This window comes from Rhodococcus chondri (assembly GCF_036327435.1).
Lineage (GTDB): Bacteria > Actinomycetota > Actinomycetes > Mycobacteriales > Mycobacteriaceae > Rhodococcus > Rhodococcus chondri.
Window position 1 is genome coordinate 33,937 of sequence record NZ_JAUZMZ010000018.1, and the last position, 12,245, is coordinate 46,181.

A 12,245-nucleotide genomic window follows, 5' to 3' on the forward strand; every position below is an offset into this window, starting at 1 on the left:
TCCCCCGAGGAGGTAAGGAGCCCTCATGATCAACGCCATCGTCCTGATCGACGCCGACGCTCACCGGATCCCGGAAGCCGCGCAAGCGGTCGCGGACATTGCCGGGGTCGACAAGGTGTACTCGTGCGCCGGGGACGTCGACCTCATCGCGCTCGTGCGCGTCCGCGACCACGAACAGATCGCCGAGGTGGTCACGCGCGGAATCAACAAGGTCGAAGGCGTGAGTAAGACCGTCACCCACATCGCCTTCCAGTCGTATTCGAGCGCGGATGTCGAGGCGGCCTTCTCCATCGGCAACTGAGGCCTCACGCCGGCACCCGGTGCAGGCGGGTCCGTGCCCCTTTCGGGATGCGGACCCGCACCGCTCAGGCCGATCCGGCGAGGCGTGTGGTGACCTCGCTCCACTTCTGCAGGACAGCGGCGGCGCCACCGCTGTCGATCGCCGCGGCAGCAGTCTGCAGTCCCGCGGCGAGGGCGTCTTCGAGGCTGCCGTCCACTCCCCGGAACGCGGCGATCGCCCCGGCCGCATTGAGTAGCACCGCGTCGCGCACCGGACCTGTTTCACCGGCCAGCACGGCGCGAGCTATCACGGCGTTCTCTCCGGCGTCACCCCCACGCAGAGCCTCGAGCGGAACCCGGGTGATACCCAGATTCGTCGGATCGAGCTTGTCGACGCGTACCTGCCCGTGCTGCACGATATGGACCGTCGAGGTGGTCGAGGTCGTGAGTTCGTCGAGCCCGTCGTCGCCCCGAACAACCAGCGCGGAGTTGCCCCGCTGCGCCAGCACCCCGGCGATCGTGCCGAGCAACCCCTCGAACGCGCACCCGATCAACCCCGCTCGGGGACGGGCGGGGTTCGTCAGCGGGCCGAGCACATTGAAGACCGTGGGGATACCGATCTCCTTGCGCGGCGCCCCGGCAAAACGGAGGGCCGGATGGTAGACCGGCGCAAAGCAGAACCCGATACCTGCCTCGGCGAGCGACTGCGCGACCTCCTCCGGCCCGAGGTCGATGTGCACGCCCAGTGCCTCCAGCACGTCGGCTCCACCGCTCTTCGACGACGCGGCCCGGTTGCCGTGCTTGACGACCCGGATCCCGGCGGCCGCGACGACCAGGGACGCCATCGTCGAAATGTTGACGGTGTTCGCCCGATCGCCGCCGGTGCCCACGATGTCCACCGCATCGTCGTCGACCGGCACCAGCCGGGCGTAACCGAGCATCGTGTCCGCGAGCGCCCGCACCTCGTCGGGTGTTTCACCCTTCATCTTCAGGGCCACGCCGAACGCCGCGATCTGGGCAGATGTCGCGTTATCGGAGAAGATCTCCTCCATCGCCCACTGGGCTTCGGCACGTGACAGATCACGTCCGGCAGTGAGGGCGCCGAGCACCGACGGCCAACTCGAACCCGTCTCGTCCGCCGATCCCTTCGCGTTCATCGCACCTGCCCTCGCCGCATTCCGCTCCCTACCGGACACGCGTGTGCCCTCCGCCGCGTGAGCTTAGTCAGCCGTAATCTTCGGGTCACGCTCGCCCGGTTGCAGTGCGTCCCATCCCAGCGCAGTGCCGCCGAGCCGCTGCGCCAGCGACACCATTCGCGACTTCTCCTGGGCACAGTGCAGCGCATCGAGAATCTGGACCCTCTGCAGCACGAGCGCGGCCCGACCCTTCGGCACGGCCGCTCCGCCCGCCGACAGCGCCGGCAGGTAGCCATCCTGCCCGGCGAGCGCGGCAGCTTCCTCCACCGCACCGGCCGGCAATTCGAGATGGTGCCGGAGTACCGCTTCCTCGTCGGGAATCCATTGCGGCGCCGCCATCGCGCCCCGATCGAGCACCGTCGAACACGCCTCCGCATCGTCGAACGAGGACACCACCACAACGAGGTCCGTCCGGTGCGGATCGAGCGGCTCGCTCCGGCCCCCGCCGAGCAGGCTGCGTAACCGTTGCCATATCCCTGTCACAGCGCCCATCCCACCACGATTATCTTGTTTCGGCGCCCGTTCAGGACCATCAACCAGCACAAAGTTAACGGCTGGACCTGCATGGACGCGCCGATTTCGGCCCCGATTGCCCAAGACTTACTACGACGGGTCATACTAGCCAGCGTGACGAGCGCAGTAGGGACTTCAGGATCTGCAATCACACAGCGCGTGCACTCGTTGAACCGGCCCAACCTGGTCAGCGTCGGCACCATCGTGTGGTTGTCCAGTGAGCTCATGTTTTTCGCAGGGCTCTTCGCCATGTACTTCGTGGCACGGGCGCAGGCGCCGGAGGGCATGTGGCCTCCGCCGCCGACCCATTTGAACCTCTGGTTGGCGGTGCCGATCACCATGGTGCTGATCGCGTCCTCCTTCACCTGCCAGCTGGGCGTCTTCGCTGCCGAACGCGGCGACGTGTTCGGCTTGCGGCGGTGGTACATCATCACCCTCGGCATGGGCACCTTCTTCGTGCTCGGTCAGGGCTACGAATACATCACCCTGGTCAAGGACGGCACCTCCATTTCGAGCAGCGTGTACGGCTCGGTGTTCTACATGACCACCGGTTTCCACGGTTTGCACGTGATCGGCGGCCTCGTCGCCTTCGTGTTCCTGCTGGTCCGTACCCGGGTCAGCAAGTTCACCCCGGCGCAGGCCACCGCGGCGATCGTCGTCTCCTACTACTGGCACTTCGTCGACATCGTGTGGATTGCGCTGTTTGCCACGATTTATTTCATCCGTTAGCCAGCTGAACGCCCAGGCAGCCCCCTGACGTCCAGTCCGTCCCGACATACAAAAAGGGATACAGATGAGTTCATCCCCACCTCTCGCATCCGAGGGTGACATGCCCGGTCAATCGGCAGCTGCCGCTGCCAAGTCCCGTCGCCAGCGCAAGCTCCGCCGTCGCGTCACGGGCGCGCTGGTCCTCGCGCTCGGCCTGCTCAGCGCCGGCTTCCTGGCTTCCGCGTTGACACCCGCCCCTCAGGTGGCCACGGCGCAGGACGACCAGAGCGCACTGATCCGCGACGGCAAGCAGCTCTACGAGACTTCCTGCGTGACATGCCACGGGGTCAATCTCCAGGGCGTCCAGGACCGCGGTCCGACACTGATCGGTGTCGGCGAAGCGGCCGTGTACTTCCAGGTCTCCACCGGACGTATGCCTGCCATGCGGAACGAGGCCCAGGCCCTTCGCAAGGACCCGAAGTTCGACGCACGGCAGACCGACGCCCTCGGCGCCTACATCCAGGCCAACGGCGGAGGCCCCACGGTCATCCGTGACGAGAACGGCGAGATCGCCCAGTCGTCGCTGCGTGGCGACGACATCGGTCGCGGTTCGGAGCTGTTCCGCCAGAACTGCGCGTCGTGCCACAACTTCACCGGCCGCGGCGGTGCCCTGTCGTCCGGCAAGTTCGCGCCGAACCTCGATCCGGCGAACGAGCAGCAGATCTACACCGCGATGGTTACCGGCCCCCAGAACATGCCGAAGTTCTCGGATCGCCAGCTGACCATCGAGGAGAAGCAAGACATCATCGCGTACGTCAAGTCGGCCAGTGAAACGCAGGACCCCGGTGGATACGGGCTCGGCGGGTTCGGTCCGGGAGCCGAGGGACCGACCATGTGGGTCGTGGGCATAGTCGCCGTCGTCGGCGCTGCACTGTGGATCGGAGCTAGGTCATGAGTGGCGGCGAAACGCCGAACAAGCACGCGGTCGAGAACCTCGACCGGATGAGCCGTGACGACCTCGTCACGCTCGGCACGAACCTCGACGGTGTCGATGTCGCGTTCCGCAAGGACCGGTGGCCCGTCGAAGGCACCCGCGCCGAGAAGCGCGCGGAGCGCAACGTCGCCTTCTGGTTCGCGCTCGCCGGCGTCGCCGGAATCGCGTTCATCGCGATCTACCTGTTCTGGCCGTGGGAGTACGCAGGTCCGGGAGAGGAGAACTACGGGCGCTACAGCCTCTACACCCCGCTGCTCGGTCTCACCCTGGGTCTGTCGATCCTCGGGATCGGCGTCGGTGCAGTGCAGTTCACCAAGAAGTTCATCCCCGAAGAGGTGTCGATCCAGGATCGTCACGACGGGCAGTCCACGGAGGTTGATCGCCGGACCATCGTCGCCGAACTGTCCGATTCGCTCGACACGTCCACGCTGCCGCGCCGGAAGCTGATCAAGCGGACCGCGATTTTCGGTGGCGGGGCGCTCGGCCTCGGTCTGATCATGCCGCTCGGCGGCCTGATCAAGAATCCGTGGGCCGAGGGCGACGACTCCCCGCTGTGGGTTTCCGGCTGGACTCCCCGCTTCGAGGGCGAAACGATCTACCTGCGCCGCGATACCGGCCGCCCCCAGGACATCGTTCTGGTGCGTCCCGAGGATCTCGACGCCGGTGGCATGGAGACGGTCTTCCCGTTCCGCGAAAGCGATCGCGGCGACGACCATGCGCTGCTCGACAGCCTGCGCGGTATCCGCAACGCCGTGATGCTCATCCGTCTGCGGACCGAAGACGCCGAGCGCGCCATCAAGCGCAAGGGCCAGGAGAGCTTCAACTACGGCGACTACTTCGCCTTCTCGAAGATCTGCACCCACCTCGGCTGCCCGACGTCGCTGTACGAACAGCAGACCAACCGGATTCTCTGCCCGTGCCACCAGTCGCAGTTCGATGCGCTGGAGTACGGCAAGCCGATTTTCGGTCCTGCTGCTCGCGCGTTGCCGCAGTTGCCTATTACAGTGAACGAAGAGGGCTTCCTGGTCGCCAGAGGTGACTTCATCGAGGCACTCGGCCCGGCATTTTGGGAGCGTCGCCCGTGAGTACTGCAACTCAATCCCACGCCGCCAAGGCGGCCGAGAATCTCGATTCTCGGTATCACCTCTCGGCGGGTATACGCCGGCAGATCAACAAGGTGTTCCCCACCCACTGGTCCTTCCTGCTGGGTGAGATCGCGCTCTACAGCTTCATCATCCTGCTGATCTCGGGCGTCTTCCTGACACTGTTCTTCGACCCGTCGATGGCGCACGTCACCTACGACGGCGTCTACACACCGCTGCGCGGCGTGGGCATGTCCCGCGCCTACGAAACCACCCTGAACATCTCCTTCGAGGTGCGCGGCGGTCTGTTCGTGCGGCAGATTCACCACTGGGCAGCTCTGATGTTCGCGGCGTCGATCGTCGTGCACCTGCTGCGTGTGTTCTTCACCGGCGCGTTCCGGCGCCCGCGTGAGGCCAACTGGGTCATCGGCTCCCTGCTGCTCATCCTGGCGATGTTCGAAGGCTTCTTCGGCTACTCGCTGCCCGACGACCTGCTCTCCGGCACCGGCCTCCGCGCCGCGTTCTCGGGTATCACCCTGTCGGTCCCGGTGATGGGCACCTGGCTCCACTGGGCGATCTTCGGTGGCGATTTCCCGGGTGAGCTGATCATCCCGCGCTTCTACGTGCTGCACGTGCTGCTCGTCCCGGGCATCATTCTCGCTCTGATCGCCGCGCACCTCGCGCTGGTCTGGTACCAGAAGCACACCCAGTTCCCCGGCCCCGGCCGCACCGAGCAGAACGTCGTCGGCGTGCGCATCCTCCCGGTGTTCGCGGTCAAGTCCGGCGCGTTCTTCGCAGTGACCTTCGCGGTGCTCGCCCTGATGTCCGGCCTGCTGCAGATCAACCCGGTCTGGAACATCGGTCCGTACAACCCGTCCCAGGTCTCTGCCGGTTCTCAGCCCGACATCTACATGATGTGGACGGACGGCCTGGCACGTATCTGGCCCGCGTGGGAGCTGTACCTCTTCGACCGGTACACGATTCCTCAGCCGTTCTGGATCGCGCTGATCATGGGCCTGGTGTTCGTGGTGCTGACCATCTACCCGTGGATCGAGAAGAAGTTCACGAAGGACGACGCGCACCACAACCTGCTGCAGCGTCCCCGTGACGTGCCGGTTCGCACCGGCATCGGCGCAATGGCCCTGGCCTTCTACATCGTGGCCACGCTCATGTGCATCAACGACATCATCGCGTTCAAGTTCGACATCTCCATCAACGCGACGACGTGGATGGGCCGTATCGGCCTGGTCGTGCTGCCGCCGCTCGCGTACTACATCGCCTACCGCATGTGCCTCGCACTGCAGCGCAGCGACCGTGAGGTGCTCGAGCACGGCATCGAGACCGGCATCGTCCGGCGCCTGCCGCACGGTGAGTACGTGGAGATCCACCAGCCGCTCGGCCCGGTGGACGAGCACGGGCATCCGATCCCGCTCGAGTATCAGGGCGCTCCGGTGCCCAAGCGGATGAACCGTCTCGGTACCGCCGGCAAGCCGGGTATCGGCAGCTGGTGGAGCCCGGATCCGGCCGACGAGGCGGCAGCTCTCGAAGCAGCCCACCACGAGGCGGAGATCGAGCAGCGCACCATCCTGCGCGAGTACCAGGACCGCATCCACGGTGACAGTGGCACCTCCCTCACGAAGGGCGACGGCAAGGCGCACTGACGCCTGACCGACCAAATCGAAGTAGGGCCCCGAACCATCGGTTCGGGGCCCTACTTCGTCGGAGGAGATGTACCGCGCCACTTCGTCTGCACTCATCCGTCCTCCCCGTGGCCATCAGGTCAGTTCGGACGTCTGAACATTGGCGATGTGGCTATTCGTCGCTGTGATGTGCAACATAGTTCTGACCGAACCTGCGATCGCTGCCGATGTTTACTCGATGGAGGAAGATATGACCGAGGTCGACGCTCCTGCGATGCGTGAACTGCTCGGAGACAATGCTCCGAGCAACTGGGGTAAATGGGGACCCGACGACGAGTTGGGTGCACTGAACTACCTCGATACGAGGGAAGTTCTCCGCGGAGTGCAGCACATCAAGACCGGCGAGACCTTCACGCTGCAGATTCACATGGGACGTACCGAAAGCCCCGGCGACCCGCTGTGGCCCGGTCGCGAAGGCATCAAGCGGCAGAATGTGCTCGACGAGAGTTCGTGGGACGGCGACGGCGCTCCGGCGTTCCCGGGCGGGCTCCACTACGCGGACGACACGGCACTCGTCTTCCTCCAAGGATCGACCCAATACGACGCGCTCGGGCATGTCTGGTACGACGGCAAACTCTGGAACGGATACGACGCACGCAGCACCGTCGGAGGGATGGAGAAGGCATCCGTTCTCCCGATCGCGGAGAAGGGTGTCGTCGGCCGTGGAGTTCTGATCGACATGGCCCGTCATCGCGGCAAGCCCTATCTCGACAAGGGTGAGACGTTCGATCACCGCGATCTCGAAGAAGCGGCGGCCGCACAGGGCGTGACCATCGAACCGCACGACATTCTGATCATCCGTACCGGATGGCTCAAGTACTGGTACGAACTGAACAACCCCGAGCAGTTCTACGACGGATTCTGCGAGCCGGGTCTGACGTACTCACCTGAACTCGTCGAGTGGTTCCAGGACAAGGAGATTCCGAATCTGGTGACCGATACGATCGCCAACGAGGTGACCTACGATCCGCAGAGCGGTGTCGCACTCCCTCTGCACTGCGCCCTGATGCGCAATCTGGGTATCGCGTTGACAGAGATCGCCTGGCTCGACGAGCTCGCCGACGCCTGCGCAGCAGACGGCCGATGGAGCTTCCTCTACACCGCTGCACCGTTGAAGGTTGTCAACGGCACCGGCGCCCCGGTGAATCCCCTCGTCATCCGCTGAGAAGCCGAATCATGAGCATCTACGACGAGAAGGTGTGGCTGTCGCAGTACAGCCCGGCGCAGCGAGAACCACGCACGTTGGAGTTCGACGACGCGCTGGCCATGTTCGACGCCACGGTCGAACGCTCCCCCGACACCGACATCATCCGATACTTCGACGGCAGCATCACCGCACGCGAACTCGACGAACTGAGCCACGCGTTCGCCGCCGGCATCATCGATGCGGGATTCCGGTCGGGTGAGCGCGTGGTCATCTACGCACAGAATGTTCCTCAGTTCGTCATCGCCCAGGTCGGAACGTGGAAGGCCGGCGGTATCGCGGTCTCGGCCAACCCCATGTACCGCGAGCGCGAACTCGAGGAGATCCTGCGTGATTCCGGTGCCACGGTCCTGGTGGCGCTGCAGTCGCTGTACACGGACGTGGCAGCGAAGGTTGTCGGGGCGACCGACGTGCGCACCGTGATCACGACCTCGGAACTCGAGTTCCAGAGCGCAAACAGCGGAGCCCTGGCCGGTGCCGAGCGCACCGAGTGTCCTGGCACCATCGACATGGGGGAAATGCTTACGGCCTTCCGTGGTCGGACCGTTCCCCCGGCCGAGATCGGCCCTGACACAGTGGCGTTTCTGACGTACACGTCCGGTACCACGGGTCCGCCGAAGGGGGCGATGACCACCCATCGCAATGTGGTGTTCAATGCACACACCTACCGGGATTGGATCGGTATCGGTGCCGACGACGTAATCCTCGGTGTCGCCCCCTTGTTCCACATCACCGGACTCATCGGTCACATCGCACTGTCGTTGCTGACCGGTGCCCCATTGGTGCTGATGTACCGGATGGATCCGGTCGATACCGTCGAGACGATCGAAAAACAACGAGCGACCTTCACCGTCGGGTCCATCACGGTCTTCATTGCGCTGATGAACGCGGAGAACGCGAACAGGGACGCGCTCTCCAGCCTTACGAAGATCTGTTCGGGCGGTGCACCGATTCCCCCGAGCACGATCGCCGCGTTCGAGGAGAAGTTCGGCCACTACATCCACAACATCTACGGGCTCACCGAAACGACGTCGCCGTCGCATTGTGTGCCGTTCGGTACACGGGCGCCCGTCGACGAACTCACCGGGGCCACCTCCGTCGGTGTACCGGTCTACGACACGGTGGTACGAATCGTCGATGACAACGGACACGACCTTCCTCCGGGCGAAGTCGGGGAACTGGTGACAACAGGTCCGCAGGTGGTAGCCGGGTACTGGAACAAACCCGAAGCCACCGCGAATTCGATACCCGACGGTGTGCTGCACACCGGCGACGTCGGATACATGGACACCAACGGCTGGTTCTACATCATCGATCGTAAGAAGGACCAGATCAACGCCAGCGGATACAAGGTGTGGCCGCGCGAGGTCGAGGACGTGCTCTACGAGCACGACGCCGTCCGGGAAGCGGCGGTGGTGGGTGTGCCCGACCCGTACCGTGGAGAGACGGTCAAGGCGTTCGTGAGCCTCCGGCCCGGGGCCACGGTCACGCCCGAGGAATTGATCGCGTTCACCAAGAGCCGACTGGCCGCCTACAAGTGCCCCCGCGCCATCGAGATCATGTCCGACATCCCCAAGACGGCGACCGGGAAACTGCTGCGCCGAGAACTACGAGCAGCACCAACCGCTTCGGCGTGACGCCGATGAGCTGGGAGGAGAACCCCGTGGGCAAGGTGGTCATGTACAGCTCGGTGTCGGTGGACGGCTTCGTCGCGGACGAGCACGACCGGCCCGGACCGCTGTTCGACTGGTTGTCCAGCGGTGACATACCGTTGGACGAGAGCGGCGAGATCAAGATGTCGCAGACGTCCTACGATTACATCCGGCCGTACTGGGACCAGATCGGGGCGACACTCGTCGGCCGTCACGTCTTCGATATGACGGACGGCTGGGACGGGAAGCCTCCGGGCGGGATCGACCACGTGGTCGTCGTGACGCACCGGCCGGAGCCCGAGGACTGGGACCCGGAGGCGCCGTTTCACTTCGTCGACGGCGTCGAGGCAGCCGTGGGCAAGGCGCAGGAGCTTGCGGGTGACCGCATGGTCGAGGTCGCCGCCGGCGACGTCGGTGGACAGGTGCTTGCCGCAGGTTTGGTCGATGAGGTGCGCATGGACGTCGTACCCGTGGTCTTCGGGTCCGGCAAGCGCTACTTCGGGTCGGTCCACGCGCAGCACCTGCTGGAGGATCCTGACGTGGTGATTCAGGGCAACCGGGTGCTTCACCTGCGCTATCGGGTGCGCCGTCGACCGATCTGAGCCGGTACCCGAAGAAGCCCTCTGCGAACGGTGACCGGGGGTGCACACGACGAAGCGGGCGCCGCACCCTGAGGTGCGACGCCCGCTTCGTCGTGTAGGAGAGAGGCTCAGTGCTTCTCGGGACCGAGATGGTACTCGAACACCAGACCTGCCGCAGCGGCGACGACGAGCACAACAGCCAGCACGATCATCCACGGCTGGAAGAATGCCAGCGAGACTGCGGCGAACGCGGCCGCACCGGCAAGCAGGATGGGCCAGAAGCTGCCCGCGCTGAAGAAGCCGAGGTCGCCGGCGCCGTCACTGATTTCCGCGTCCTCGTAGTCCTCGGGGCGGGTATCGAGCCGTCGGGCGACGAAGCGAAAGTACGTTCCGACGATGAGGGTCAGGCCGGCGGAGAGCACGAGCGCGGTCAGACCCGCCCACTCGGTGCCCCGCTCCGACAACGCGGTAAAAGTCCCGTAGACGATGGCGACGAGCACGAAAAACACCGTCACGACTTCGAAGAGCTTGGCTTCGATCTTCATATCAGCACTTGTCCTTGTCGGTGAGAGGTGGAGCCGGTCACTCGCCCGCGGCGACGGACGCCGAGCGGTCCGTGCGCTCGGTCTTGAACGGCGACGTGGAGGTCGCGATCGGCGACTCGCCGATGGCCTCGAGCGCGCGGGCGTTGGACAGGCCCTGACCCCCGTCTTCGACCGGCTTGCGCAACTCGATGTACTCCGCGAACCGCTCCGGACTCACGGCCCGTACCTCGAAGTTCATCATCGCGTGGTAGGTGCCGCACATCTCGGCGCAGCGACCGACGAACGCGCCCTCACGATCGATCTCGGAGATCTGGAAGATCGGGTCGGATGCGTTGTTGGCGGGGTGGGGGTTCACGTCACGCTTGAACAGGAACTCCGGAACCCAGAAGGAGTGAATGACGTCCGACGAGGCGAGGTTGAACTCGATGCGCCGGTTGGTGGGCAGCACCAGGACCGGGATTTCCTCACTCGAACCGAGGGTCTCGATCTTGTCGAAGTTCAGGTACGACAGATCCTCGGTGGGCAGACCGTGGATCGGGCCGGCCGACGCGTGCTCGTCGCCCTCTGCGGCGACATGCTCTTCGGGCTGCACCGCTGCCTGAGCGATCTCGTCGATGCCGTTGTAGGGCGCGGCTCCGTCACCGAGATCGACTGTCCGGTAACCGAACTTCCAGTTCCACTGGTACGCCGTGACGTTGACGACGACGTTGGGGTTGTCTTCCTTCTCGAGCACGTAGTTCTGGACCACGACTGTGAAGTAGAAGAGCACACACACGGCGACGAACGGGGCCGCGGTGTAGAGCAGTTCCAGCGGGACGTTGTATGCCGTCTGCCGCGGGAACTCGGGGGAATCCCTCTTCTTGCGATATGCGATCACCACCCAGAAGGTGAGTGACCATACGAGAATTCCCATGACGAGGGCGGCGACTGCCGACCACGTCCACAGTTCACGCATACGCTCGGCCTGGGGAGTAATACCCTCCGGCCAGCCGAAACGAAGGACTTCTTCGCTCGAGCACCCGGTCAGCACCATGGCTGCAATGCCGAGTGATGCTGCGAGTCCGAACCGCCGAAGGATCCGACCTTGCGCCACGTTCACGCCTTCCTGATCGCCGCAATTCCACTAGGGCACACCCGGAGGGCAGGCCCAATTACTACGCAGCGTAGACCAAACCCGGGCGCTATCCACCCTCGGGGCGCGCAGAAAGTGTCGCCCGGGTGACAACAACCCGGTCACGGGCGATGTGACGACGTGTTTTCCGTAGTGCCGCCGGGGTCCGGTCCGGGGTCTGCGGCATACTTCACGTGACCAACGTCGGACCCTCCGCGCAAAGTTCCAGCGACACGACGCTGTGTTCGCCGGCGGGGGGACGGCTCCTCTCCCCGACCGGAATCGAGGTAGCGAACGCCGTGTGCGGATTGCTCGGGTTTCTGACCACTGGCGGCACGAACGACGAGGCCGTCGCGCAGGTGGCCGCCGCCATGCACTGCCTGCGTCACCGCGGACCGGACGAGCACGGCACGTGGCACGATGCCGATCTCGTCTTCGGATTCAATCGACTGTCGATAATCGACATCGCGCATTCCCACCAGCCGCTGCGATGGGGACCGCCCGAACAACCCGATCGCTACGCGCTGACCTTCAACGGGGAGATCTACAACTATCTCGAACTCCGCCGGGAACTGAGCGAGAAGTACGGCGCGTCGTTCGCCACCGAAGGCGACAGCGAGACGATCGTCGTGGCGTTCCACCACTGGGGTGCCGATGCCGTGCGCAGGCTGGGCGGCATG

Annotated in this window: 12 protein-coding genes and 1 pseudogene; 9 read left to right on the forward strand and 4 right to left on the reverse strand. The window is 64.8% G+C overall.

What is annotated here, in order from left to right:
- Nucleotides 1-25: 25 nt before the first annotated feature.
- On the forward strand, nt 26-301 hold the full coding sequence (locus tag Q8814_RS05365; RefSeq protein ID WP_330150985.1) for an Lrp/AsnC family transcriptional regulator: 276 nt from the start codon (nt 26-28) through the stop codon (nt 299-301).
- A 64-nt stretch (nt 302-365) separates the two neighbouring features.
- On the opposite strand, the gene trpD is transcribed toward Q8814_RS05365, so the two are convergent.
- Together trpD and Q8814_RS05375 are read right to left on the reverse strand one after the other, a co-directional pair.
- Nucleotides 366-1,436 carry an anthranilate phosphoribosyltransferase gene (gene trpD, locus Q8814_RS05370; RefSeq protein ID WP_330150986.1) on the reverse strand — a complete coding sequence of 357 codons (1,071 nt, stop codon included), beginning with the start codon at nt 1,434-1,436 and terminating at the stop codon, nt 366-368.
- 63 nt (nt 1,437-1,499) lie between these two features.
- Nucleotides 1,500-1,967 (reverse strand): hypothetical protein, encoded by a 468-nt coding sequence (locus Q8814_RS05375; protein WP_330150987.1) that lies wholly within the window; start codon nt 1,965-1,967, stop codon nt 1,500-1,502.
- A gap of 135 nt (nt 1,968-2,102) precedes the next feature.
- On the opposite strand from Q8814_RS05375, the gene ctaE reads away from it, so the two are divergent.
- The 7 genes from ctaE to Q8814_RS05410 all read left to right on the forward strand — a co-directional run bounded on the left by ctaE (nt 2,103) and on the right by Q8814_RS05410 (nt 9,930).
- Complete coding sequence (ctaE, locus tag Q8814_RS05380; protein WP_330150988.1) at nt 2,103-2,717, forward strand: aa3-type cytochrome oxidase subunit III; 615 nt, start codon at nt 2,103-2,105, stop codon at nt 2,715-2,717.
- 64 nt (nt 2,718-2,781) lie between these two features.
- Nucleotides 2,782-3,651 carry a cytochrome bc1 complex diheme cytochrome c subunit gene (qcrC, locus tag Q8814_RS05385; protein ID WP_330150989.1) on the forward strand — a complete coding sequence of 290 codons (870 nt, stop codon included), beginning with the start codon at nt 2,782-2,784 and terminating at the stop codon, nt 3,649-3,651.
- Nucleotides 3,648-4,775: a cytochrome bc1 complex Rieske iron-sulfur subunit gene (gene qcrA / locus Q8814_RS05390; RefSeq protein WP_330150990.1), complete on the forward strand. Its 1,128-nt coding sequence runs from the start codon at nt 3,648-3,650 to the stop codon at nt 4,773-4,775. The genes qcrC and qcrA overlap by 4 nt, the downstream gene beginning before the upstream one ends.
- Nucleotides 4,772-6,433, forward strand: a complete 1,662-nt coding sequence (gene qcrB, locus Q8814_RS05395) for a cytochrome bc1 complex cytochrome b subunit (protein ID WP_330150991.1) — start codon at nt 4,772-4,774, stop codon at nt 6,431-6,433. The genes qcrA and qcrB overlap by 4 nt, the downstream gene beginning before the upstream one ends.
- Nucleotides 6,434-6,662: 229 nt before the next feature.
- On the forward strand, nt 6,663-7,637 hold the full coding sequence (locus Q8814_RS05400; protein ID WP_330150992.1) for a cyclase family protein: 975 nt from the start codon (nt 6,663-6,665) through the stop codon (nt 7,635-7,637).
- An 11-nt stretch (nt 7,638-7,648) separates the two neighbouring features.
- The gene (locus tag Q8814_RS05405; RefSeq protein ID WP_330150993.1) at nt 7,649-9,313 is read left to right on the forward strand and encodes a long-chain-fatty-acid--CoA ligase; all 1,665 of its coding nucleotides are present in this window, start codon (nt 7,649-7,651) and stop codon (nt 9,311-9,313) included.
- 26 nt (nt 9,314-9,339) lie between these two features.
- On the forward strand, nt 9,340-9,930 hold the full coding sequence (locus tag Q8814_RS05410) for a dihydrofolate reductase family protein (RefSeq protein WP_330150994.1): 591 nt from the start codon (nt 9,340-9,342) through the stop codon (nt 9,928-9,930).
- Between the two features lie 107 nt (nt 9,931-10,037).
- Here the strand turns inward: Q8814_RS05410 and Q8814_RS05415 are convergent, their stop codons facing one another.
- Together Q8814_RS05415 and ctaC are read right to left on the reverse strand one after the other, a co-directional pair.
- Nucleotides 10,038-10,454 (reverse strand): cytochrome c oxidase subunit 4, encoded by a 417-nt coding sequence (locus Q8814_RS05415; protein ID WP_330150995.1) that lies wholly within the window; start codon nt 10,452-10,454, stop codon nt 10,038-10,040.
- Between the two features lie 37 nt (nt 10,455-10,491).
- Nucleotides 10,492-11,553 carry an aa3-type cytochrome oxidase subunit II gene (ctaC, locus tag Q8814_RS05420; RefSeq protein ID WP_330150996.1) on the reverse strand — a complete coding sequence of 354 codons (1,062 nt, stop codon included), beginning with the start codon at nt 11,551-11,553 and terminating at the stop codon, nt 10,492-10,494.
- Between the two features lie 311 nt (nt 11,554-11,864).
- On the opposite strand from ctaC, the pseudogene Q8814_RS05425 reads away from it, so the two are divergent.
- Nucleotides 11,865-12,245, forward strand: a pseudogene (locus Q8814_RS05425) (asparagine synthase (glutamine-hydrolyzing)); the annotation flags it as partial.